The sequence below is a fragment of the Streptomyces sp. NPDC054757 genome (genome assembly GCF_053612185.1).
Window position 1 is genome coordinate 159,289 of sequence record NZ_JBSHBW010000010.1, and the last position, 24,697, is coordinate 183,985.

The 24,697-nt window shown below is 71.2% G+C and carries 18 protein-coding genes; 9 read left to right on the plus strand and 9 right to left on the minus strand.

All coding sequences use genetic code 11. The annotated features are described in order from the left end of the window. Window positions 1–486 precede the first annotated feature (486 nt). On the plus strand, window positions 487–1,143 hold the full coding sequence (locus tag ACWGKJ_RS15270) for a response regulator transcription factor (protein ID WP_164259399.1): 657 nt from the start codon (window positions 487–489) through the stop codon (window positions 1,141–1,143). A gap of 118 nt (window positions 1,144–1,261) precedes the next feature. Further along, complete coding sequence (locus ACWGKJ_RS15275; RefSeq protein WP_385023848.1) at window positions 1,262–2,545, plus strand: HRDC domain-containing protein; 1,284 nt, start codon at window positions 1,262–1,264, stop codon at window positions 2,543–2,545. Window positions 2,546–2,864: 319 nt separating this feature from the next. Here the strand turns inward: ACWGKJ_RS15275 and ACWGKJ_RS15280 are convergent, their stop codons facing one another. Beyond that, window positions 2,865–3,773 (minus strand): MBL fold metallo-hydrolase, encoded by a 909-nt coding sequence (locus ACWGKJ_RS15280; protein WP_385023850.1) that lies wholly within the window; start codon window positions 3,771–3,773, stop codon window positions 2,865–2,867. Window positions 3,774–4,008: 235 nt separating this feature from the next. Between ACWGKJ_RS15280 and ACWGKJ_RS15285 the strand changes: the two genes are divergently transcribed. The 6 genes from ACWGKJ_RS15285 (at window position 4,009) to ACWGKJ_RS15310 (ending at window position 11,035) form a co-directional block, all read left to right on the plus strand. After that, window positions 4,009–4,218 (plus strand): hypothetical protein, encoded by a 210-nt coding sequence (locus tag ACWGKJ_RS15285; protein WP_385023852.1) that lies wholly within the window; start codon window positions 4,009–4,011, stop codon window positions 4,216–4,218. Beyond that, window positions 4,205–5,596: an amidase gene (locus tag ACWGKJ_RS15290; RefSeq protein ID WP_385023854.1), complete on the plus strand. Its 1,392-nt coding sequence runs from the start codon at window positions 4,205–4,207 to the stop codon at window positions 5,594–5,596. The genes ACWGKJ_RS15285 and ACWGKJ_RS15290 overlap by 14 nt, the downstream gene beginning before the upstream one ends. Window positions 5,597–5,660: 64 nt before the next feature. Continuing rightward, window positions 5,661–6,233, plus strand: coding sequence for a TetR/AcrR family transcriptional regulator (locus ACWGKJ_RS15295; protein ID WP_385023856.1), 573 nt, complete (start codon window positions 5,661–5,663; stop codon window positions 6,231–6,233). 219 nt (window positions 6,234–6,452) lie between these two features. Beyond that, window positions 6,453–7,682, plus strand: coding sequence for a thiolase family protein (locus ACWGKJ_RS15300; RefSeq protein WP_385023858.1), 1,230 nt, complete (start codon window positions 6,453–6,455; stop codon window positions 7,680–7,682). Next, entirely contained in the window at window positions 7,679–9,811 is a 2,133-nt protein-coding gene (locus ACWGKJ_RS15305) for a 3-hydroxyacyl-CoA dehydrogenase NAD-binding domain-containing protein (protein ID WP_385023860.1), read from the plus strand. Before ACWGKJ_RS15300 ends, ACWGKJ_RS15305 begins: the two co-directional genes overlap by 4 nt. Before the next feature lie 186 nt (window positions 9,812–9,997). Continuing rightward, window positions 9,998–11,035, plus strand: coding sequence for a phage baseplate protein (locus ACWGKJ_RS15310; protein WP_385023862.1), 1,038 nt, complete (start codon window positions 9,998–10,000; stop codon window positions 11,033–11,035). 45 nt (window positions 11,036–11,080) lie between these two features. Here the strand turns inward: ACWGKJ_RS15310 and ACWGKJ_RS15315 are convergent, their stop codons facing one another. The 5 genes from ACWGKJ_RS15315 to ACWGKJ_RS15335 form a co-directional block, all read right to left on the minus strand. Then, window positions 11,081–12,685: a glycosyltransferase family 2 protein gene (locus ACWGKJ_RS15315; protein ID WP_453315746.1), complete on the minus strand. Its 1,605-nt coding sequence runs from the start codon at window positions 12,683–12,685 to the stop codon at window positions 11,081–11,083. A gap of 54 nt (window positions 12,686–12,739) precedes the next feature. Then, window positions 12,740–13,564, minus strand: coding sequence for an Ig-like domain-containing protein (locus ACWGKJ_RS15320; protein ID WP_385023866.1), 825 nt, complete (start codon window positions 13,562–13,564; stop codon window positions 12,740–12,742). Continuing rightward, on the minus strand, window positions 13,561–14,379 hold the full coding sequence (locus ACWGKJ_RS15325; protein ID WP_385023868.1) for a rhamnogalacturonan acetylesterase: 819 nt from the start codon (window positions 14,377–14,379) through the stop codon (window positions 13,561–13,563). The genes ACWGKJ_RS15320 and ACWGKJ_RS15325 overlap by 4 nt, the downstream gene beginning before the upstream one ends. 53 nt (window positions 14,380–14,432) lie before the next feature. Continuing rightward, window positions 14,433–16,586 (minus strand): hypothetical protein, encoded by a 2,154-nt coding sequence (locus ACWGKJ_RS15330; RefSeq protein WP_385023870.1) that lies wholly within the window; start codon window positions 16,584–16,586, stop codon window positions 14,433–14,435. A 267-nt stretch (window positions 16,587–16,853) separates the two neighbouring features. Further along, window positions 16,854–18,425: a hypothetical protein gene (locus tag ACWGKJ_RS15335; protein WP_385023872.1), complete on the minus strand. Its 1,572-nt coding sequence runs from the start codon at window positions 18,423–18,425 to the stop codon at window positions 16,854–16,856. A gap of 251 nt (window positions 18,426–18,676) precedes the next feature. On the opposite strand from ACWGKJ_RS15335, the gene ACWGKJ_RS15340 reads away from it, so the two are divergent. Then, window positions 18,677–19,738, plus strand: a complete 1,062-nt coding sequence (locus tag ACWGKJ_RS15340) for an LCP family protein (RefSeq protein WP_385023874.1) — start codon at window positions 18,677–18,679, stop codon at window positions 19,736–19,738. Between the two features lie 76 nt (window positions 19,739–19,814). On the opposite strand, the gene ACWGKJ_RS15345 is transcribed toward ACWGKJ_RS15340, so the two are convergent. The 3 genes from ACWGKJ_RS15345 to dxs form a co-directional block, all read right to left on the minus strand. Next, the gene (locus ACWGKJ_RS15345; protein ID WP_385023876.1) at window positions 19,815–20,861 is read right to left on the minus strand and encodes a hypothetical protein; all 1,047 of its coding nucleotides are present in this window, start codon (window positions 20,859–20,861) and stop codon (window positions 19,815–19,817) included. A gap of 112 nt (window positions 20,862–20,973) precedes the next feature. Then, window positions 20,974–22,449 carry an amino acid permease gene (locus ACWGKJ_RS15350; RefSeq protein ID WP_385023877.1) on the minus strand — a complete coding sequence of 492 codons (1,476 nt, stop codon included), beginning with the start codon at window positions 22,447–22,449 and terminating at the stop codon, window positions 20,974–20,976. Between the two features lie 163 nt (window positions 22,450–22,612). Continuing rightward, entirely contained in the window at window positions 22,613–24,535 is a 1,923-nt protein-coding gene (gene dxs / locus ACWGKJ_RS15355) for a 1-deoxy-D-xylulose-5-phosphate synthase (protein WP_385023879.1), read from the minus strand. Between the last annotated feature and the right edge of the window lie 162 nt (window positions 24,536–24,697).

Genomic DNA, 24,697 nt, shown 5'->3' on the forward strand with positions numbered 1-24,697 from the left:
TGCCATCCCGACTGCCGAGTCGCACCCGCCGCGCATCCACCGCCCGCCCGGCCACACCCCCGCGCTGCGCGAGCCGACCGGCTACGTGCCCACCGGCCATATGCCCACGACCCGCACGCCTGCCGAGCCCGCGCCCGTCGATCGCGCCGTGCCCACGACCCGCACGCCCTTCGATCGCGCCGTGCCGACATCCCCGTGTGCTGACGCCCCGTCGGCTACCGCGCACTACCCGAGCCCCGGCCGGGGCGCCGCCCGACGCGCCGGGCGGCGCGGCAACGGCATGAACAGCGTCTTCGTGGGACACGGGCATCTTTCGAATGATCGGTCAGGCATCCGATTTGCCCGAATTGTTACTCACTAAATCGTGATCATTCTCTAAAGGCGGGCGGGTTTGCTGCCGAAGAAGTCTGTGACCCTTCAAGCACGGTTCGCCCCGGCTCTTCCCCCGGCCGGCACTCGTTCCGCACCTTCCCCCCAGGAGGCCTGGTGTCCGTTCTCCTAGAGCAGCCCGCAAGCCTGGTCGCCTACCGCCCGAACAAGCCGACGGCCATGGTCGTCGTGGCCGACCCACGCGTCCGCTCCACCGTCACCCGCCATCTGTGGGCCCTCGGAGTACGTGACGTCATCGAGGCGTCGTCCATCGCGGAGGCCCGTCCCCGCGTCGGCAAACCACGTGACATCTGCGTGGCCGACGTCCACCTGCCCGACGGTTCCGGGCTGACCCTGCTGTCCGAGACCCGGGCCGCAGGCTGGCCCAACGGTCTGGCACTCTCCGCCGCCGACGACATCGGCGCCGTGCGCAACGCCCTCGCGGGCGGCGTCAAGGGCTATGTCGTCACCGGCACCCGCAACAACATCGGCCACCCGACCCGGCCCGGCGCCGCACCCATCGGCGCCGCCCGGATGCAGCGCCGCCCCCCGGGTACCCCGAGCCACCCGGGTGGCTACCGCGAGCTCTCCGGCCGTGAGGTCGAAGTGCTGCGGCTGGTCGCCGAAGGTCAGTCCAACAAGGCCATCGGCGTCTCCATGGGCCTCTCGGCCCTGACCGTCAAGAGCCACCTCGCCCGCATCGCACGCAAGCTCGGCACGGGCGACCGGGCCGGGATGGTCGCGGTGGCGCTCCGTACCGGAATCATCCACTGACGTGATCGATCCGACAGGGCGGACCACCGCACGCCACTGACTGGTTTCAGCCCCCTCAGCACCCGTCGACGCAGCGCAACGTCGGCGGGTGCTGTGCGTTCACCGATACCCTTGACGGGTGACCGACGCTCAAGAGACCGCAGCAGAGACAGCACTGCGAACCACTGGGGGCGCTCCCCCGGCCGACGTCGAACAGGCGCCGATCCCCTTGCTGGAGCCCCGCGAGGGCATTCCGCCGGTGGTTGCCACCGATGAAGCACTGGCCGCTGTCGTGGCCGCGTTCGCCGCGGGGACAGGGCCTGTCGCCGTCGACGCCGAGCGCGCGTCCGGCTACCGGTACGGCCAGCGCGCGTACCTGGTGCAGCTGCGCCGTGAGGGCGCGGGCAGCGCCCTCGTCGATCCGGTGGGCTGCCCCGACCTCTCCGCACTCGGCGCGGCCATCGCCGACGCCGAGTGGGTGCTGCACGCCGCCACTCAGGACCTCCCCTGCCTGCGGGAAATAGGCATGATTCCCAGCCGGATCTTCGACACCGAGCTGGCCGGGCGGCTGGCCGGATTCCCGCGGGTCGGCCTCGGCGCCATGGTCGAGAGCGTGCTGGGCTTCACGCTGGAGAAGGGCCACTCGGCGGTCGACTGGTCGACCCGCCCGCTCCCCGAGCCCTGGCTGCGCTACGCCGCGCTCGACGTGGAGCTGCTGGTCGACCTCCGGGACGCGCTGGAGGAGGAGCTGGAGGGACAGGGGAAGCTGGGCTGGGCGCTGGAGGAGTTCGAGGCCATCGCTTCGGCGCCGCCCGCCCCGCCGCGCAAGGACCCCTGGCGCCGTACGTCCGGGATGCACAAGGTGCGCAGGCGCCGTCAGATGGCGGTGGTGCGGGAGCTGTGGAACACCCGCGACGCGGTGGCGCAGCGGCGCGACGTCTCCCCCGGGAAGGTCCTCGGTGACGGCGCCATCGTCGAGGCGGCGCTCGGTCTCCCGGCGAATCTCCAGGAGCTCACCGCACTGCCGGGTTTCGGCCACCGCATGGGCAAGCGCCAGCTGGAGCAGTGGCAGGCCGCTGTCGACCGGGCGAAGGCGCTCCCCGACACCGCGCTCCCGCAGCCGGGCCAGCAGGTGGCAGGCCCGCCGCCGCCCCGCGCCTGGGCGGACAAGGACCCGGCCGCCGCCGCCCGGCTCTCCGCTGCGCGCGCGGCCGTTTCGGCACTCGCCGATGAGCTGAACATGCCACAGGAGAATCTGATGACCCCGGACACCGTGCGCCGGGTGTGCTGGGAGCCGCCGCGGGAGCGGACAGTGGAGTCGGTCTCGGCCGTGCTGGCCGGGCTGGGTGCCCGTCGCTGGCAGATCGAGCAGGTCGCTCCGCTGCTGACCGCCGCGGTCCAGGACCCGCCGGCCCGGAGCTGACAACCCGGGTCTGCGACGGCCCCGCCGCAGACCCGGACATCCCCGACGGCCATCCGGCCGTCCAGGGACCGGCCACCGACGGATTCGACCCCGATCCCAGGACACGCGTCTCCAGGGCTTCACCTGGTCAAGTCCGGACAAGTGGAGCGGACCACCCGATCTCTCCGGCGCGAAGACGGCAGGACAACCGCTGGACAACCGCTATTTCTGGCCGAATTCCAGGGCGGGTCCGTCCGGCCTCCGGGGCGCGGTGCCGCGCTGCTGTACGGACGGCACGGCACACCACGGGAGCCATGACCGGCGGGGAGAAGCGGACCGGTCAGGCCGGGGGGACGGGTGAGAGGCGATAGGCGTCCCCGTGGGTGATCACGCGGCCCGCGGTGGGTGGCGGGAAGTGGGTGCCCAGGACGAGGGTGCCGGTACCGGCGAGTGAGCCCAGCAGTTCGCGGCGGGTGGCCTCGGACTGTTGAGGGTCGATGTCGACGCAGCTGCCGATGGCGGGGTGGGCGAACTGGACGGGGTGGTGGACGCAGTCGCCGGTGATCAGCGCCGTCTCGCCGCGACTGGTCAGCTCGACGGCGATATGGCCGGGGGTGTGGCCAGGGGTGGGCAGCAGGCGCACCCCGGGGGCGATCTCGGCGGGGACGTCGACGAGGTCGAGCAGTCCTGCCTCCTCCACGGGGATGACGGAGTCCTCGAACATCTGCCGACGTGACTCGTCCATGTCGTAACCGGCCCAGAACTGCCGCTCGGTCCGAGAGGTGACATAGCGGGCGTGGGGGAAGGTGGGGACCCAACGGCCGTTCACCTCCTGGGTGTTCCAGCCGACGTGGTCGGTGTGCAGGTGGGTGAGGACGACCAGGTCGACGGAGTCGGGGGGAAATCCCGCGGCGGTGAGGCGCTCGGGGTAGCCGGTCCGGAGACGGTGCCATGCCGGGTTCGCACGCGTCTTGCCGTTGCCGATGCCGGTGTCGACGAGGATGCGCAGACCGCCCGCCTCGAACGCGAAGCTGTGGCTGTCGATGTGCAGGATGCCGTCGTGGTCCGCGAAGTCGGGGCGCAGCCAACGCTGTGGTGAGACCACGTCAGCGGTGGCGGCGGGCAGCAGCCAGGATCCGGTCGCGGGCGGCAGGGGGACCTCGTCGATGCGGTGGACCGTGACCTCACCCACCGGCCAGGAGGGGGCGGGCGCGGGAACGGTGGACTCGTCGGCCGGTGAAGTGTGCATGGCGGGTGGTTCCTTTCGTTCGCCGGATGCCGTCGGGCGGGCCGCCGGAGGCGTTGTCCGCGGGTTGCCCGCAAAGCGCCGGACGGGAGGGACAGAGGACACCCTCCCCGTAACGCGAAATATTTGCTTTAACGCACCGTAGACCCTACAGTCAGCTAAAGCAAAACTTTAGCTTTTATGGTGTGGTCACCGAACCAGCCCCACCGCTTCCAGCCTGTTCAGGGAGAGAACACCCATGTCCGCAGACGCACTCGCACCGACGGAAGCGGCCCGCCTCGCCGCCCGCGCCGGACTGCCGTTGGAGGACGCCCGCCATGCCGGGGTCGCGGCGGTCGCCGATCACATCCACTCCGTCGTCTCCGTCCTGCGGGAACTGGACTTCGGTGACACCCCGCCCGCCTTCGCCTACCGCGCGGGAGAGGAGCAGCACGATGGAGCTGTCTGAACTGTCCCTCGCGGCGGGCGCGGACGCGATACGGGAGCGCCGGGTGTCACCCGTCGAGCTGGTGGATTCGGTGCTCGACCGCATCGAGCGGGTGGACCCGGCGCTCGGGGCCTATGTCACGGTCACGGCGGAACGGGCGCGGCTGGCGGCGCTCGACGCCGAGCGCGAGGCCGCGGCCGGCCGTTTCCGGGGGCCGCTGCACGGAATCCCGATGGGGCTGAAGGACCTCATCGATGTCGCCGGCACGGCGACCACGGCCAGCTCCCGGGTCCGGGCCGGCCATCGCGCGACCGCCGACAGCACGGTCGCCTCGCGCCTGACGGCGGCGGGCGCGGTCCTCGTCGGCAAGACCCACACCCATGAGTTCGCCTACGGGCTGACCACACCGCAGACCCACAACGCCCGGGACCGGGGACGGGTCGCCGGCGGCTCCAGCGGCGGGTCGGCCGTCGCGGTCGCGGCGGGAACCGCGACCTTCGCCCTGGGCACCGACACCGGCGGCTCGATCCGGGTACCCGCCGCGCTCAACGGGGTCGTCGGCCTCAAGCCGACCTACGGCCTCGTGCCCCGCCACGGTGTGACCTCGCTGTCCTGGTCGCTGGACCACGTCGGCCCCCTCACCCGCACCGTCGAGGACGCGGCCCTGGTGATGTGCGCCCTGGCCGGGCACGACCCACGCGACCCCGCCAGTCTGGCGCTGCCCGGCCTGGACTACGGACCACCTCCCGCAACGGACCTCGCGGGGCTGCGTGTCGGGGTGCCGCGCAACTTCTACTTCGACCACGTCGACCCGGAGGTGGAGGCCGTGGTCCGCCGCGCCATCGGCCGGCTGGAGGGCCTCGGCGCTCAGCTCGTCGAGGTCGAGATCCCGATGACGCGCTATGTCCGGGCGACACACTGGGGCCTGATGGTCCCGGAGGCCAGCGCCTATCACGAACAGACCCTGCGCGCGGTCCCGGAACTGTACGGGGCGGACGTCCGCGCCCTCCTCGAAGCCGGCGAACTGATGCCCGTAGGGGACTACTTGCGTGCCCAGCGGGCTCGGACGCTGATGCGGCAGGAGTGGGAGCGCATGCTGGACGAGGTGGATGTGATCGCCGCCCCGTCCGTCCCGGCGACCGCGGTACCGGCCGGCCAGTCGACGATCACCTGGTCCGACGGCACGGTGGAGAACGTGTCCGACGCCTATGTACGCCTCTCCGCCCCGGCCAACATCACCGGTGTGCCCGCGCTCTCCGTACCGGCCGGCCACGACGCGGCGGGCCTGCCGATCGGCATGCAACTGCTCGGCAGGCCCTTCGGGGAGGCGGCGCTCCTGCGGGTGGGTCACTCCTACGAACGGACGGCGCCCGCCCGCGTGCCCGCTCCGGTGCTCTGAGACGGGCACGGGCCGGCCCGGCCGCACCGCTCCAGACGCAATCGGTTTGCTTTAAGGTGGCGCCATGAGCCGCAGACAGATGGTGCGTCCCGGCGGGCGCAGCGCCCGGGTCCAGGCATCGGTGCACGCCGCGGTACGTGAACTGGAGTCCGAGAAGGGCAGGGACGCCCTGACGGTGCCGCTGGTCGCCCAGCGTGCGGGAGTCACCCCATCGACGATCTACCGCCGCTGGGGCGACCTCCAGGAACTCCTCTCGGACGTCGCGGTGGAACGTCTGCGCCCCGACACCGCTCCGGGGGAGCACGGTGACCTGGCGTCCGATCTGACGGTCTGGGCCGAGCAGTTCCGCGACGAGATGGCCTCCCCCGCGGGTCGCGCCTACATCCGCGACGCGCTGCTCGGCGATCCGGACGGCAGCAACTCCGGCCAGTGCTCGGCCTACGCGGCCGAGCAGATCGGCATCATCCTCAGCCGCGCGGCCGACCGGGACGAAGACGCACCCGATGTCGAGACGGTCATCGACCGCGTCGTCGCCCCGCTGATGTACCGCATCCTCTTCCGCCCGGACGGCCTCGACGCGGCTTACGCGCGCCGGCTCATGGCAGGGGTTCTCGACGGGGGCGCCGCGCCCCGCTGACCGCACGCGGCGGAAGCGGTCCCGGGCCGCGGGGGTGACGAACGGCCCCGCCCGCGCCGATACCGCCGCTCCACGTCCGGGCCCACCGGTGTGTGACCTTCGACGCTCCCGGGCCAAGGACTGGGCAGCATGGTTACCCGTGGGTAGCATGGCCTTGCGCAGCGCGCCCCGGCGTGCCCGCAGCAGCAGTGCCATCCCGCACCCTGGAGGAGAGCTCTCGTGCCTCGTACCATCCGGGACGTCGTCTTCGTCGACGGCGTCCGCACCCCGTTCGGCAAGGCGGGCCCGAAGGGCATCTACCACGAGACCCGCGCCGACGATCTCGTCGTGAAGGCGATCCGGGAGCTGCTGCGCCGCAACCCGGATCTCGACCCCGCCAAGATCGACGAGGTGGCCATCGCGGCGACCACACAGATCGGCGACCAGGGCCTGACCCTCGGGCGCACCGCGGGCATCCTGGCCGGGCTGCCGCAGTCGGTGCCCGGCTTCTCCGTCGACCGTATGTGCGCGGGCGCGATGACGGCCGTGACGGCGACCGCCGGCTCGATCGCCTTCGGCGCGTACGACATCGTCCTCGCGGGCGGTGTCGAGCACATGGGACGCCACCCGATGGGCGAGGGCGTCGACCCGAACCCCCGGTTCGTCTCCGAGAAGCTGGTCGACGAGTCCGCCCTCTTCATGGGGATGACGGCGGAGAACCTGCACGACCGCTACCCCACGATCACCAAGCAGCGCGCCGACGAGTACGCGGTGCGTTCGCAGGAGAAGGCCGCCAAGGCGTACGCCAACGGCAAGATCCAGCAGGACCTGGTGCCGGTATCGGTCCGCAACACCAACGCCGAGGCCGGCGAGACCGGCTGGGGCCTCGCCACCGCCGACGAGCCGATGCGACCCGGCACCAGCCTGGAGTCGCTCGCCGGGCTCAAGACGCCGTTCCGGGCGCACGGCCGGGTCACCGCGGGCAACGCCGCAGGGCTCAACGACGGTGCCACCGCCTCGCTGATCGCGTCCGAGGAGACCGCGCGCGAGCTCGGGCTGCCGGTCAGGATGCGCCTGGTGTCGTACGCGTACGCGGGTGTAGAGCCCGAGGTCATGGGGTACGGCCCGATCCCGTCGACCGAGAAGGCCCTCGCCAAGGCGGGTCTCTCCATCGACGACATCGGTCTCTTCGAGATCAATGAGGCCTTTGCCGTGCAGGTGCTCGCGTTCCTGGAGCACTACGGCATCGCCGACGACGACGCGCGCGTCAACCAGTACGGCGGCGCCATCGCCTTCGGCCACCCCCTCGCCTCCTCCGGAGTGCGTCTGATGACGCAGCTGGCGCGGCAGTTCGAGGAGCACCCGCAGGTCCGCTACGGACTGACCACCATGTGCGTCGGCTTCGGCATGGGCGCATCGGTCATCTGGGAGAACCCCCACTTCGACACCACAGCCGGAGGCACCAAGTGAGCACCACCACCTCCGATCTCCTGAAGGGCGCGGCCGAGCTGTTCCCCGACGAGGTCGTCACCCAGGCACAGGTGCGCCACCTCGATCTGCCGGGCGGCGCGGGCAGGTTCGCGCTGATCACGCTCGACAACGGCCTGGACCACACCAAGCCGACCACCTTCGGCCCGCAGTCGCTGGCCAACCTCGACGCCGCCATCGACCAGGTCGAGAAGGAGGCGGCCGAGGGCACGATCACCGGTGTCGGCATCACCGGCAAGCCGTTCATCTTCGCGGTCGGCGCCGACCTCAAGGGCGTCGAGCTGCTGAAGACCCACTCGGACGCGCTCGCCATCGGCAAGGGCGGCCACGACGTCTTCAAGCGGCTCTCCACACTGGCCGTTCCCACCTTCGCGTACTACAACGGCGCGGCGATGGGCGGTGGCGTGGAGGTCGGACTGCACTGCGCCTACCGCACGGTGACCAAGTCGCTGCCCGCCTTCTCGCTGCCCGAGGTCTTCCTCGGCCTGGTGCCCGGCTGGGGCGGCTGCGCGCTGCTCCCCAACCTGATCGGCGCGGACCGCGCGGTCTCGGTCATCATCGAGAACTCGCTGAACCAGAACCGGCAGTTGAAGGGCGCGCAGGTCCACGAGCTGGGGATCGCCGACGCGATCTTCGAGGGCGCCGACTTCCTGGAGCAGTCGCTGATCTGGACCTCGGCGGTCCTGCGCGGTGAGATCGAGGTCGTACGCCCGGAGATCGACCGCGGCGAAGCCTGGGACGCCGCGGTCGCACGCGGCCGGGCCATCGCGGACTCCAAGGTGCACGGCGCGGCCCCGGCCGCCTACCGGGCGCTGGACATCATCGCCGCCGCCAAGGACGGTGACCTGGAGCAGGGCTTCGACTCGGAGAACGTGGCCCTCGCCGACCTGATCATGGGCGGTGAACTGCGCAGCGGTATCTACGCGTTCAACCTGGTCCAGAAGCGTGCCAAGCGCCCGGCCGGCGCCCCGGACAAGAACCTGGCCCGCCCGGTCACCAAGGTCGGTGTCGTCGGCGCCGGTCTGATGGCCTCGCAGCTGGCGCTGCTCTTCCTGCGCCGCCTCGAAGTGCCGGTGGTGCTCACCGACATCGACCAGGAGCGCGTCGACAAGGGCGTGGGCTATGTGCACGCCGAGATCGACAAGCTGCTGCTGAAGTCCCGTATCAACCAGGACAAGGCCAACCGTCTCAAGGCCCTGGTGAGCGGTGTGCTCGACAAGGCCGAGGGCTTCGCGGACGCCGACTTCGTCATCGAGGCGGTCTTCGAGGAGATCGGCGTCAAGCAGCAGGTGTTCGCCGAGGTCGAGGCGGTCGCCCCGGCGCACGCGATCCTGGCCACCAACACCTCCTCGCTCTCGGTCTCGGAGATGGCGTCGAAGCTGAAGCACCCCGAGCGGGTCGTCGGCTTCCACTTCTTCAACCCGGTCGCGATCCTGCCGCTGCTGGAGATCGTGCGCGGTGAGCAGACCGACGACGCCTCGCTGGCCACGGCGTTCGGTGTGGCGCGGAAGCTGAAGAAGACCGCGGTGCTGGTGAAGGACGCCCCGGCGTTCGTCGTCAACCGCATCCTCACCCGCTTCATGGGCGAGATCCAGAACGTCATCGACGAGGGCACCCCGGTCGAGGTGGCCGAGAAGGCCGTGGAGCCGCTCGGTCTGCCGATGTCCCCGCTGGTGCTGCTGGAGCTGGTCGGCCCGGCCATCGGTCTGCATGTCTCGGAGACCCTGCACCGCGCCTTCCCCGAGCGCTTCACCGTCTCGGAGAACCTGGCCGCCGTCGTCAAGGCGGGCAAGCGCGGCTTCTACGTCCACGAGTCGGGCAAGCCCGAGCTGGACCCGGAGGTCGTCGCACTCCTCAAGCAGGGCACTTCGGTGCTCTCCGAGGAGCAGACCCGGGACCGGGTGCTGGACGCGGTGGCGCAGGAGATCGGTCTGATGCTGGAGGAGGGTGTCGTCGCCGAGGCGCAGGACATCGACCTCTGCCTGATCACCGGCGCCGGCTGGCCCTTCCACCTGGGCGGCATCACGCCGTACCTGGACCGTGAGGGTGTGTCGCAGCGGGTGAACGGCAAGCCGTTCCTGGCGAAGGGCGTGGCGAGCGTTCCGGCCTGACCCGGGAGCCCGCGCGCCGGGAGCCCTGGTGTCTGCGTGTGTGTGCCCGTCCCGGTGATTCCGGGGCGGGCACACGCCGTTGAGGTCCGGCCGTGGTGGTATGACAAAATGGTCTTTTCCCCGGGTTCGTGGGAGTGACAGGCCGGCTGTCTGCCGGACGGCGGATGCCGGGGAGCGGAACGGTTCGTGGAAAGACACCGGAAGTACTCGCGCAGGACCGCGCTGTGGGCGGGCGTATCGGCGGCGGCAGCGGCCGGCGGTGTGGCCGGCGGCCTGTGGTTCACGGAGCAGCGGACGGACGGCCGGGACGGCGCCTCCGAGCCGGCCGGCCGCTCGCAGATCCTGGCCCCCACCGCGCTCCACCAGACCACGGTCCCCCAGTCGTTCGCCTTCGACGACAGCAGGGGCGACATCTACGCCGTCCAGCTGGTCCAGGGCGGGGTGCGGCTGCCCGGTGAGCCGCGCCGGCTGACGAGCGCGGAGCGGAACAGGCGCGGCGACCTCTGTGTGACGCGGCTCTCCGCTGGCGGGCGGACCCTCGGCCATATGTTCCTGCGCGGCTTCGGCCACGGTGTCTCGCTCGGCGTCGAGCCGTCCGCATCCGGCGTCTTCCTCTGGACGGAGTCGCAGGCCCATCCCGATACCGGGTACGGCCTCGCCATCAGCCGGTTCGCCTTCCGGCACGCCGCGGTCCTCGACAGCGGCCACCCCGGTCTGCGGCACCACCGTCCGGTCCCCGGCTCCCTGGCCAACCAGCCCAGCGTCGACAACGCCACGCGCCGGGTGATGGTGAGCTACTGGACGGTGGCGGCGGGCGGCGTGCGGCAGCAGTGGTACGCGGTGTACGGCATGGACGCCTTCCTCGCGGGCCGCTACGAACCGCTGCACACCGCGCCCCAGCGGGGACGGAGCACGGCCGAGACCTTCCAGGGCTGCGTGCTCTACGGTGACCGGGTGTACCAGCTCGCGGGCAACGCGTACACACCGTCATCCGGCGCCAACCCGCAGATCTCCGGCGGCAATACCCGGGTCACCGCGGTCGATCTGCGCGGCGGCCGGCCCCCGGCCCCGCGCCGGATCACCGCCGGGGCCGGTCTCGCCTACCGGGAGCCGGAAGGGCTCGCCGTCAGGCGGCGGGAAGGCGGCCCTGAGCTCTGTGTGGGCTTCGCGACCGGCGGCTCGCGGGCCAGGATGCTGGCGATCCACACGTGCGGCCGGGTGTGAGGACCGTACGGCACCGTCACCGGGGCAGCCGGTACGGCGGGGCCGTCACTGCGGGAGCGGGCGCCTCGCGGAGACCTCGGCGGTGAGGTTGCCGGCCTTCGTCGCGTAGAGGTGGCAGACCGTCTCCAGGCCCGAGGCGTCGGCCCCGCCGACCACGACCCCCTGCCTGGTGCGGTCGGTGACCGTGTCCGCGCGGACCCCGCCGAGCCGTACCTCCTTGCCGACGCCCTGGTAGGAGACGTGGAGGAACAGGTCCCACAGGCCGGGTGCGACGGGCTGGTAGCCGTCGGCGGCCGACAGGTCGAGCCGTGCCTCGAACCCGGCCTGTGCCCGGTCGGCGCGGGTCGCAGCGTCGAGCTTGGGGGTGGGTGTGGTGTAGACGCGGAAGCGGTACTCGGCGCCGCTCGCGCGCTCGCGCAGCACCACGCGGACGGCCGGGTCGCGGGTGGACAACTGCTCGATGTAGCAGTGGCCCTGCACCTTGAGCACGGTGCCCGACCAGCTCAGTCCGGTCAGCCGGTGTTTGGCCCGCAGGGTCTGGGTGATCTCGAAGTACGCGTCGGGCAGGCCGGCTTCGGGATCCCGGAAGAAGGGGTACCGGCGGTAGGCCCGCCCGTGCTCGACGAACAGCGCGGCCTTCTCCTTGCCCTGCTCGAACGCGATCATCCGCTCGGCCTCCGCGAACAGGCCCCGGCGGATCAGCTCCAGGCGCACCGAGAGCGGCCGGGGCAGTCTGCGGAAGACGTCGGGGCCCGCGTGGAGGTCGAGCAGTCCGCGGCACTCGCTGAGCGCGGACCGGCGCAACTCCTGGTCCTCGCAGGCCAGATAGGTGGCGCCGGTGGCCTTGCCGAGTTCCAGCTCGAAGTGGCGGGCGAGCAGCTGGTCCCGGAGCGGGCCCGGCTGGACCCGCTCGGTGACGAGGGCGACCATCCGGCGGGTGAGCGCCATCCGGTCGGCGAGTGAGCCGCTGAACCGGGAGGTGTTCACGCCGGGGACCCGGCGGGCCTGCTCGACACAGACCTGGTCGGCGACGACGGAGATCCGGTCCGCGTACAGATAGGCGAGCGCGGTGAACGCCTGGTCGTCGCCGAGTGACCAGTCCTCGGGGAAGCGCAGCCCGCACCGGTCGACCAGCGAGCGGCGGAAGAGCTTGTCGGCGCTCAGCGACCAGTAGACCCGCGAGGTGGCGAGGTCGGCGTCGGCCGCGCTCCGGGTGAACATGGATGTGCCGACCTTCTGGCCGTCCAGGCCCGCCACCTTGCCCAGGACGACATCGGCGTCGTTCTCGTCGGCCGCCCGCACCATGCTCCTGAGCGCGCCGGGGGCCAGCCGGTCGGTACCGCTGAGGAAGAGGAGATGGCGTCCGGCCGACTGCTCGATGCCCGCGTTGCGTGCCTGGGCCGGGGTGTCCGAAGGGGTGGGCGCGGACGAGCACTTCAGCGCCGGGTGGCGGGCCGCCCACTGCTGGAGCACCTCGCGGGTGCCGTCCCGGGAGCCGCGGTCGAGGACCAGTACCTCCACCAGGAATCCGTCGTCGCCCTGGGCCAGCAGCGATTCCAGACAGCCGCCGATCTGGCCCGCGGCATCGGCCACGTCGACGACCACGCTGACGTCGGGCTGTTCCTTGGGGTGGAGAGAGACGGGGTTCACGACGCTGATCACCAGACTTCATTGCGTACGGGGGCGGTGCGGGCGGTCCGCGGGTCAGCCGGGGAGCGGTGCGCCCTCGTGGGGCCAGGGCAGCGAGCCGTGGATCTTCGGCTGGTTCCAGGGCGCGTGCGCGGTGGTGCCCGCCCCGTTGAGGGCGGGCGGGGTCAACAGCCCCGGGGTCTCGGAGAGATCACCGATGTGGATGACCACCCGGCCCTCGGCCCGCTCCCCCGACGGCGCCTGCACGGCGTACTGGAAGTGGTCGTAGCCCGCCGCCCCGGGGGCCGCCTGGAAGGCCAGCAGGCCCTCCTGGGTGACGGTCACATGGCCGGAGCGCGGCTGGGTGTGGCCGACCACGACCGTGCCCTGCGGAAGTCCGTCCCGTACGTCGACCAGCGCGGGCTCGTACCCGGGCCCGGCGACGTTCAGGGCGCGGCCCGGGGCGGAGAAGCCCCTGATCCGTACTCCCTGGTCGGCCAGTGGTTCGGTGCGCAGCACCTTGCGGGGGTCCCGGCCGGGGATGGCGGCGGCGACCGCGGGGCGCAGCGCGTGTTCGGCGGTGCCCTGGCGGATCTGCAGGGTCAGGACGGCTGTCCCGGTTCCGCCGCCGTCGGCGCGGACCCGGTAGTGGCGCAGCAGCGAGGAGTACTCGGCGCCGTGGGCCGCCACCACGTCGGCGGCCCCGGCGAAGGAGTCCTCGGCGAGATAGCCGTAGGCGTGTGCGACACCCGGTCCCGCCTGGACCGTCAGGGCGATCCGGACGGTCTGTCCGGGTGCGACGGAGGTCAGCGGGTGCGCCTCGCAGTGCACGGCCGCCTGTGTCGCGCTGTCGGGGAAGCCCGGTTCCTGGATGCGGACCACGCCGAGGAGGAAGGTCACCGTCCCGCTCCGATCCGTGCCTCGGCGGGCACCTGCGCCACTCGTTCCTTGGTCAGCCGGTTGAATGTCGCGGTGTCCAGCCAGCCCATCTCGTCGGTGGTGAAGTCGGACCGGTCGAGGCTGTGCACCCAGGACGGGGGGACGAGTCCCTGGTCCCGCAGGGCACGGGCGATGAAGCGCGCGCACTCCACCGCGGCCTCGGGGCGCAGATGGGTGTCGTCCGCGCCCTTGAGATTGGCGCGGGGGTTCTCGTGCGGCCGCAGATGGGCGAAGACCTCTCTCGCCGCCTCCCCGCCGATCTCCTCCCACCAGGCCAGACTCTGCGCGTAGAGATCGACGAGCGGGGCGGACAGCTCCTGTGCGACCTCCCGCATGGCCATCGGATAGGTCCGCAGGAAGCGCCGGAGGTTGCCGTACGCGTCGAACTTGCGGCGCTCGTGGGTGAGGACGAGCACGGGGTGGGCCTGCGCCTCCCTGGTGAGGTGCACCATCTGCCGCAGGTACTGCTGGTACGCCTCGAAGGGCTCGGTGTGCAGGCCCGCCTCCGGCTCCCAGTCGACCTGGCCGAAGCTGATGAGTACATAGTCGCCCGGGGCGGCCTGTCCGAGGATCCACTGGAAGCGGCCCCGGTCGTAGAAGCTCTTGGAACTCGCCTTCGCCCGTGCGCAGTTGACCACTTCCACCGCGGCCGGGGTGAGGAACAGCGGGAGCGTCTGCCCCCAGCCGGCCATCGGAAGGTAGTCGACGGAGCGCGTCACCACCGTGGAATCGCCCGTGACGAACATCCGCCTGCGGGGCATCTCCTGCCCGTACATCGCCGTACCCTCCATCAGATCGTGTCATCGCTCACAGGTCGGAAACCCACGGGTCAGAAGTACTGTTCCATCGATTCCTGCGGTCCGAGCTGCTGCCCGATCCAGCCGATCTGCGGGATGGGGACCGTGGAGTCCACCGGCTGCTGGGGCACCGCGCCGGTCCCCCGGGTGAACGGGTTGGCGAGGATCGGTTCGGCGGTGTCCCCGGCGGGGAATTCCCCGATGCCCTTCGCGAACAGCCGGTTCACCGCGTCGTTGAAGCGGACCATGGAGTCCCCGTCGCCGAGCAGATAGCGCTTGAGGTGCTCCCGGTGCCCGGCCAGCCGGTCCCGGCCGCCGGAGCGCGCGGCCTCCACACAGACGGCCAGCTCCTCGCAGGACGGGCCGAGTATGTACGCGGCGGACGCCGCCGGGTTCAGCTGCTTGAAGAGCTCGGGGTCCGAGTCGGACGGGTTGGAGACGGCGTACGGCTTCTCGCTCGCCACGAAGTCGGAGACGACGCTGGAGATGTCGCTGATCAGCATGTCCGCCTCGTTGTAGCAGCTGTAGAGCGAGGGCAGCTGTCCGGTGACCACCTGGTGGCGCTCACTGCCGCCCGCCGCCCAGAAGGTCTCGTGCCACTGGGTCTGAAGCTCCTCCCAGGTCTCCTTCGGCGGCCGGGCGAGCATGGCCCTGTCCTTGTGCCAGAGGCCGTAGACCCCCACCACCGTCCATGCCTTCAGCCGGGCCATCCGGTTCTCCAGAGCGGCCAGCTGCTTCTCGCCGTCGGCCTGCGACGCGCGGGAGCCGCGGCCTTCCCTGGTGCGCTCGCGCCGGGCGTTGTCGGCCTCCAGGAGCGCCACGATGCGCCGGTGCACCCGGGTCGCATCGGCCGAGCGCTTGCCCGTCAGCGGGTGCGGCTTGTAGAGGATCCGCACCGGCTCCTGCTGGTTGAGCAGCATCCGGATGAGCTTCTCGCCCATCAGGATGAGCGAGGTGTGGAACGGGTCGGCGGTCCACCCCTCCCAGGTGGGCGCGTACAGCACGGTGGTCATCCGGCCGGGCGGGCGGGGCGAGACCGTCTCGACCGCGCTGAGCTGCGGGCGGCCCACCGGGACGAGGGCGGAGCCGGGGATGGTGCCGCGCAGCCGCTGGTAACGCTCCTCGCCGCCCTGGCCGGCCGTCCATATCTCGTCGTAGACCTTGCTCACGCGGTTGCTGCTGGCGAGCTTGTCGCTGTCGCCGTGCCCGATGAAGACGTGCTTGGCCTCGGCGACCCGCAGCATATGGACGTTCTTGCCCGCGTTCGCCGGGTAGAGGATCACCCGGACCTCGGGCAGTTCGAGGAGGCTGAGGTCGTCGGCCTTGGGGAGGCAGACCACCGGCAGCGAGGTGTACGCGAGGAAGCGCAGCGTGGTGACCTCGCGGAGCACGATCAACGGGCGCCTGCCGAGCCGGGAGAGCGTCTCCAGCCACATGTTGACCTGGTAGGCGGAGTCCCGGGCGCCGGCCGCGTAGGTGAAGTAGAGGACAACCTCGGGGCGGTACTTGGCGACCTGCTTGTTCAGGATGCGGAAGGTGCGCTCGTGGCTGGGCACCCGGCGGCACTGCCTGATGGTGGGCAGCAGGATCAGCATGCCGAGTACGGCGACGGTCACCGCGAGCGCCCCGCCGAGCACACAGAACCCGACCACGTGCGTGGCGCGGGAGGCGACGGCGCCGACGATGACCGCGCTGTCCAGGTGGAGCAGTTTGCGCTCGTAGGACTTGAAGGCGATCGGCGGCGGCGGCTCGGGCATGTTCAGGGTGCTGAGGTCCAGGTTGCGCACGCGTACCGGAAGCGCGCGGCGCCGCTTGATGAACATGCAGAGGAAGGTGTACAGCAGGCGCAGGGAGTGCACGGCGGCGAAGCCGAGGAAGACCACCGTGAAGATGTCACGGTCGTCCCCCGCGGTGTCCCGCAGCAGCACCAGTACGCCGAGTTCCCGTGTCAGGACACGGATGCTGAGTCCCCACTTGAGCTTGCCGAGGAAGCGGATCAGATCGGGCTCGACGCGGTGCAGGTAGAAGTCGGCCGCGTAACTGACGGCCAGGGCCGCGGCGAAGGCCCAGAGAAGGCCGAAAACGCCCGTGACCAGCATGCCGAGGTAGCTCGCCAGCAGCAGGAACAGCACAAGGACGTTCTTGCCCTTGGCTATTTCGGCATGGCGGATCAGTGCGGCTATCAATCTCGTCCTCTTCTCATCGTCGAACGCACACCCTGACCCGCATCTCCCCCCAGGGCATGCGTACGCGACGAACGGACGCGGAAGCGGCACCACAGTGACGGCAAACCTTCGGAAGACCCACCCAAAACGTTCACCTGAGCTTTACCTGGAGTCAGGATAGTACCCGGAGACCGGCCTCGAACAGAGCGCTGTCTCGTGACGCGCGGGCAGGCCGCCGCCGGACGGCCGCACAGCGCCCGCCTCCCAGAACCCCAGGTCAGAGCAGAACTACGTCCAGGGACCGAGGTCCAGTCCCTGCCCGCCGGGCATCCGGCGCGTGACGACGAGCCGGTTGCCCGGACCCAGCGTAGCGATCGTCAGCCGGTCCTGTCCGTCCCGGACGAGGGCGGGCGGCACCGGACACCACTGCTCCGTACCGGACCACCACACACCGGAATCCGGCCGTCCGTCGATGTGGAACCCGACCAGGCAGTAGCCGTACGCGTCGGTGGAGACCAGCACGGTGCAGGCCCAGCCGCCGATCCCGACACCGGCCGCGCCGCCGACCCGGCCCGTCGCGGTGGTGCTGAGCAGCGTCACCGGGCCCGGGGTGTTCCACTGCCACTGGCAGAGTTCGCCCGTCCCCGCGTAGCGGTAGCGCAGGGCGCCGCTCTCCGGGGCGGGCGCCAGGGTGTCCGGGGCGGCGTGCACGTTGGGGGTGGTGTCCTCGGCCCAGCCTCCGTCGCGGCCGGTCCGGCTCCAGCGCGCCGTTCCGGGGACGTCCCGCAGCCGGGCGTAGAGCTCCACCCTGCCGTCCGGGACCCGGAGGGCGACCAGTTCGTCCGCGGTCTTCGTGCCGCGCAGATGACGCCAGGCGGACCAGGAGCCGTTGGGCTTCTCGTGCCGGGTGTTCACCGTGTGCTCGTCGTTGCGGATGAAGACATGGAGCGTCCCGTCGTCGTCGAACGCGGCCACCGGGAAACCGATATGACGGCCCCGCTCCGGTTCGGCCCGGTGCGGATTGCCCAGCGAGTGCCACGGCCCGGCCGGGCGCCCCGTCTGGTACTGCGTCGCGCACACGACGTCCACGGTGGCCGCGCCGCCGGAGCCCTCGGTGCGCCGCAGGCCGATGAGCCGCACATAGCCGTCCGGCCCCTGCACCACCGTCAGTCCGGGCAACAGGCCCGGTGCGTCCAGCCGTTCGGGGTCCGACCAGCCACCGCGGCGGTCCTCGGTCCAGCGCAGCACCGCCCCCGCCGTGGGCAGATAGGCGGAGAGACGGCCGTCGTTGCCCCTGATCAGCCAGGTGGCTGGCGGTGCGTACCGAGGGCGGAGCGCGGTGCCGGACGCGTCGGGCAGCGCCGGGTCCCGGCAGTCGACGAGGAGCGGCTGCCCGCTCTCGCGCTGGTAGGCGTCGGCCGCCCGCAGAGCGGCGCTCGCGGCGGTGGTGCGGCGCTGCTCGGCGCCGCGGTCCCCGGCGGGAGCGCCGGACGGGGCGTCGGGTCCGGTGGTGATGACCAGCGACGGCCGTACGGCGTGGAGTTCGGCCAGCACCTCCTGCGCCGCGTCGTCGCGCCGGGCGAGGACCCGGAGCTCGCCACGGACCCGCCGGCCCAGCCGTACGGCATCGGAGACGGCCCGCTCGAACGCCTGCCGTTCCTGCGGCCCGCCGCTCTCCAGACAGACCACGGTGACCTCGGCGGGACCGCCCGTCCCCGCCAGCAGAACGGCCGCGTCGGCGGGTGTGGCCGCGACGAGCAGGGCGGCGCCCGCCTCCTGCCGGGGCCCGGCGGGGGACGCCACGGCCCGCGGGTCACGACGCCCGTACTCCTCGGCACGGGGCCCGGTTGATGCCACCATCGCGCTGTCGCTCCTTTCGCGCCGTGGAGTCCGCGGTTCCCTCCCCCTGACGCACACCAGCACGATAGACGCACACAAGACGCACACACTTGCCTATATGCTCTGGTGCCAATCGAAACCGGCGGCAACGACGCCCCCCTTCGTTTTCGCGCTGTCGCAGCCGACCGACCGCCAGTCCCCCCATGCCAGGCGCGGTCGGTCGTCACCCACGCCCCAACCGCCGATCAACGGGATCAGAGGACACCTACGGCATGACTCAGGCCACCACCACCCCGCCCCGCTCGCGCAAGGCCCCGCGGCAGCGCCGTCGCGGGCTCCGCATCGTTCTGCTCGTACTCCTGGTGCTGCTGCTCGCCGCGGGCGGAACCGCATGGTGGCTGTACAGCAATCTGAACGGCAACATCAAGGGCGTCGACATCAACAGGTCGCTCGGCAAGGACCGTCCTGAGAAGCTGCCCACCGCCGGACAGAACCTGCTGGTCCTGGGGTCCGACTCACGTGCCGGGGAGAACGGGAAGATAGCCGGCGGCGATGTCAGCGGCGCCCGCTCCGACACCGCGCTGGTCATCCATGTGCCCCAGGGCCGCACCAGGGCGACCGCGATCAGCATCCCCCGGGACACCCTGGTGACCCGTCCGGAGTGCGCCAAGTCCGACGGCTCCTCGATGCCGGGCGCGCAGCGCGTCATGTTCAACTCGGTGTACTCGCAGGTCGGTCCGGCCTGTGTGGTGAAGACCGTGGAGCAGATGTCCCACGTCCGGATCGATCACTACATGGAGATCGACTTCGCCGGGTTCAAGGGGCTCGTGGACGCGATAGGCGGGGTGACCGTCGATGTCCCGCAGGACATCCACGACGGGGCCAGCGGGCTCGACCTCAAGGCGGGGCCGCAGAAGCTGAACGGCACCCAGTCGCTGGAGTTCGTACGGACCAGGCACGGCATAGGGGACGGCAGCGACCTGGGCCGCATCGGGCTCCAGCAGCAGTTCCTCCTCGACCTCCTGAGCGAGGTGCAGAAGCAGGACATGCTGAGCAGCCCCACCAAGACGTACAAGATCGCCAACTCCGCCACCAAGTCGCTGACCACCGACTCGGATCTGGCCTCGCTCACCAAGCTGGCGGAGTTCGCCCGCAGCATGAAGGGCGTCAACCCGGACACCATGGAGACGATCATGCTCCCGGTGGCGTACGACAAGGCCGACCCCAACCGTGTGGTGGCGGCGGAGCCGCAGGCCACGCAGTTGTGGAAGGCGATCCGCACGGACTCGCAGGTCCCCGAGTCGGCGAAGAAGTCCCCGGCGCACGGCGGTTGACCGGCCCATGGCCCGGCTCGGGGAAGTCCGGGCCGGGCCCGGCCCGGTTCGGCAGGCCCGGCTCCGGGCCTGCCGCTCAGGCCCGGGTCCAGGCCGCAAGCGCGAGCCCCGGTTCCGCTTTCTGGCGTGCCACCCGCAGCGTGCCGTCCTCGGCGATGGCGGCGAGCACCACCCGGCCCTCCCCGTCCACCGCGAGCGAGGGCGCGCCCAGGGACGGCTCGCCGGTCTCCGTCCACCACAGCCCGTCCGCCTCGCCCTCGGTGGGGCAGGCGGCGATGGCCGGACGGCCGTTCCTGGCGCGGTGGGCGAGGACCGTGCAGTCGAAGCCCTCTATGGGGGTACGCAGCACCGCGACCGGTCCGCCGTCCGGTGCGCCGCCCAGTGACAGGGCGCCGGCGCCCGTGCGGTACGCGCTGATCCCGGCCCCGCCCGGGGCGCAGCCGTAGTACGTGGCACGGCCGTCCGCCGTGCACAGACCGGTGACGGATCCGGCGGCGGCCCTCGCGTCGAACGGCTCCGCCTCGGTGAGGTCGCCGCCCGGCTCGTCCTGGCACCAGCGCGACAGCTGCCGCTCCCCCGCGGCCAGCAGCTCGACCCGGCCGCCGACGGCGACCGCGGCGGGCATCGCGTCCGGCAGACGGCTGCCCTTCAGGTCCTTCCACCCCTCCCACTTGCCGGACTTCCCCTGTCTTCGCAGGCTGAACCCGCCGCCCGCGTTGCGCACGAAGACATGGAGACGGCCGTCCTCGGCGACCGCGGCCGCCGGAGCCCCGACCGCGCGTGCGCGGTCCTCCTCCTTGTGCGGGTTGCCCAGGGAGTGCCAGGGGCCGAACGGCCGGCCGGTCTGGTACTGCGTCGCCTGCGCCAGCTCGACACCCCGGGCGGTGGTGCGCCGGGCGACCAGATGGACATAGGTGTCGGGGCCCTGGGCCAGTGTGGCGTGGGTGAGGCCGGTGACCTCGATGAAGTGCGGGCCGGTCCAGTCGGGGCCGCCGGGCCGCTGCTCGGTCCAGCGGAGCAGACCGCCGTCGGCCGGGGCGTACGCACTGAGTGCGCCGTCCTTGCCCCGCAGCAGCCAGCAGCTCGTGGCCGGACCTGTGGCCTGTGCGGAACGCGACGACATGGCTGGCTGCCAGCTTTCCCTCAACCGGTCGAACGGTACCGCCGAGAATAACATTCGGGCTGGTGAGAGCCGTGGGTGCCCGAGCAGGACAGGGCCCGGGCACCGGGTCGCGCTACTTCCCGGCCCGCTCGGACATCCGGCTGTGGCGGCGCCCGTACCAGACGTACACGACGCCCCCGATGACCATCCAGATACCGAACCTGATCCAGGTCTCGGCCGGCAGGTTCAGCATCAGCCAGAGCGAGGCGAGCGCAGAGACGACGGGGACCAGCGGGACGAGCGGGGTCCGGAAGGAGCGCGGCAGGTCCGGGCGCTGCTTGCGCAGGATGATGACTCCGACGGCCACCAGGACGAACGCGAACAGCGTCCCGATGTTGACCAGTTCGGAGAGTTCGCTGATCGAGGTGAAGCCGGCCACCACCGCCACGATCACACCGAGCAGGATCGTCGAGCGGTAGGGCGTACCGAACTTGGGGTGGACGCGCGAGAAGACCTTGGGCAGCAGGCCGTCACGGCTCATGGCGAAGAAGACCCGGCTCTGGCCGAGCAGCAGGATCATACAGACGGAGGTCAGGCCGACGGCGGCGCCGAAGCTGATCACGCCCGCCCAGAAGGGGTGTCCGACCGACTTGAACGCGTCGGCGAGCGGGGCGTCCGTGGAGAGCTTCGTGTACTTCTGCATACCGGTGACGACGATCGAGACCGCCACGTACAGCACGGTGCAGACCGCGAGCGAGCCGAGGATGCCGCGCGGCACGTCACGCTGCGGGTTACGGGTCTCCTCGGCCGCCGTGGCGACGATGTCGAAGCCGATGAAGGCGAAGAAGACGACCGCGGCGGCGGTGAAGATACCCATCACACCGAAGGAGCCGGGCGCGAACCCGAAGAGCTGGACGAGCGGGTCCTTGAGGCTGCCGCCGGCGGTGCCCTTCACGGCGGGCGGGATGAAGGGGTGGTAGTTCGATCCGGTGATGAAGAACGCGCCGACAATGATCACCAGCAGGACGACGGTGACCTTCACGGCCACGATGACCGTCGTCACGCGCGAGGACAGCTTCATGCCGAGCACCAGGATCCCGGTCAGTACCAGGACCAGGAGGGCGGCCAGCAGGTCGAAGCCGAACTTCCCGTTCTGCGTGCCCGAGAGGGCCTGCGGCATTCCGATGCCCGCTGTGTCCATCAGTGAACGCACATATCCGGACCAGCCGACGGCCACCACCGCGCAGCCCAGGGCGAGTTCGAGTACCAGGTCCCAGCCGATGATCCAGGCCGGCAGCTCACCGAGGGACGCATACGAGAAGGTGTACGCGGATCCGGCGACGGGCACCGTCGACGCGAACTCCGCGTAGCAGAGCGCCGCGAGGGCGCAGACCACACCGGCCACCACGAAGGCCAGGGCCACCGAGGGGCCGGCGGTCTGCTTGGCGATCAGACCGGTCAGGACGAAGATCCCGGTGCCGATGACGACGCCGATACCGAAGACCGTCAGATCCAGTGCGGACAGCGATTTCTTGAGCGCGTGCTCCGGTTCCTCCGTGTCCTGGATCGACTGCTCCACGGATTTCGTCCGGAAGAGACTGGTGCTCACGGGTGTACCTCCACGCTGGTAGTCCTCGCCATGATGGGAGCGCGTGAGTGCGATGTACCCCTTGTGGGGGACCTTTCACACGAACGAGCCGGTGGGACCACCCGTACAGGTAGGCCCACCGGCTCGTCCGGTGCCGCGCGGCCGCGCGCGGGCGTGGTGCGGGTCAGTCGCGTGCCGGCTCGGCGGACGTGGCCGACGGGGTCTCGTACCGGCCGTCGATCTTCGCGACGAGGCCGGTGACCTGGCGTGCGATGTCCGGGGCCGTCAGCCCGATCTCGGCCATGACCTGCTTGCGCGAGGCGTGGTCGAGGAAGCGCGGCGGGATACCGAAGTCCCGCAGCGGTACGTCGACCCCGGCGTCGCGGAGCGCCTGGGCGACCGCCGAACCGACGCCCCCGGCCCGGCTGTTGTCCTCGACGGTGACGACCACCCGGTGCTGCTCGGCGAGCGGGGCGAGCGCCTCGTCGACGGGCTTGACCCAGCGCGGGTCGACCACGGTGGTGGAAATGCCCTGCTTGTTGAGCAGTTCGGCGACCTCCAGGCACATCGGGGCGAGCGCGCCGACGGAGACGAGCAGGACATCCGGCGTGGTGGTGCCGGCCTCGCGCAGTACGTCCATCCCGCCGACCCTGCCGACGGCGGGGACGGCCGGGCCGACGACGCCCTTGGAGTAGCGCACCACGGTCGGCGCGTCCTCGACCCGGACGGCCTCGCGCAGCTGGGCACGCACCTGCTCGGCGTCGCGCGGGGCGGCGATACGCAGCGTCGGGACGCACTGGAGGATGGACATGTCCCACATGCCGTTGTGCGAGGCGCCGTCGTCGCCGGTGACCCCGGCCCGGTCCAGTACGAAGGTGACACCGCACTTGTGCAGGGCCACATCCATCAGGAGCTGGTCGAAGGCCCGGTTGAGGAAGGTCGCGTAGACCGCGAAGACGGGGTGCAGCCCGCCCGTCGCGAGTCCTGCGGCGGAGACCGCGGCGTGCTGTTCGGCGATCCCGACGTCGTAGACCCGGCCCGGGAACTCCTTCGCGAACTTGGTCAGGCCGACCGGCTGGAGCATGGCCGCGGTGATGGCGACGATGTCCTCGCGCTCCCGGCCGAGCTTGACCATCTCGTCGCCGAAGACCGAGGTCCAGCTGGCCGCCGACGCCTTGACCGGCAGACCGGTGTCCGGGTGGATGGGGCCGATGCCGTGGAAGTGGTCGGCCTCGTCCTGCTCGGCGGGCTGGTATCCGCGGCCCTTCTCGGTGAGGCAGTGCACGATGACGGGTCCGCCGAAGCCCTTGGCGCGCTCCAGCGCGGACTCCAGGGCCTCGATGTCATGGCCGTCGATCGGGCCGACGTACTTCAGGCCGAGGTCCTCGAACATGCCCTGCGGGGCGATGAAGTCCTTGAGGCCCTTCTTCGCGCCGTGCAGCGTCTCGTAGAGCGGCTTGCCGACGACCGGGGTGCGGCCCAGCAGGTCCTTGCCGCGGGCCAGGAAGCGCTCGTAGCCGTCGGTGGTGCGGAGCGTGGCGAGGTGGTTGGCCATACCGCCGATGGTGGGCGCGTAGGAGCGCTCGTTGTCGTTCACGACGATCACGAGCGGGCGGTCCTTGGCGTCGGCGATGTTGTTCAGCGCCTCCCAGGCCATGCCGCCGGTGAGCGCGCCGTCACCGATCACGGCGACGACGTGGTCGTCCTTCTTGAGCACCTGGTTGGCCTTGGCGAGGCCGTCGGCCCAGCCCAGCACCGTCGAGGCGTGGGAGTTCTCGATGACGTCGTGGTCGGACTCGGCGCGCGAGGGGTAGCCGGAGAGGCCGCCCTTGGTGCGCAGCATCCCGAAGTCCTGGCGGCCGGTGAGCAGCTTGTGCACATAGCTCTGGTGACCGGTGTCGAAGAGCACCCGGTCCTTCGGCGAGTCGAAGACGCGGTGCAGGGCGATGGTCAGCTCGACGACACCCAGATTCGGGCCGAGGTGGCCACCGGTCTTGGACACGGCGTCGACCAGGAAGGTCCGGATCTCCCCGGCCAGCTGTTCCAGCTGCTCCGGGCCCAGCCTGTCCAGATCGCGCGGTCCCCTGATGCGGGTCAGAAGCGGCACCCGTGCCTCCTTGCGTTCGAACTGTGATCGAGCCTTGCCGGGTCTGTCGAGTCTAATGTTCCATCCGGGGCACTCGTCATCGGGCGGTGCGTTGTACGTCACCCTTTCGGCGTACCGGGACGCACGGGAGCCCGGCGCGGGTCTCCCCGGCCGGGCGTCCGA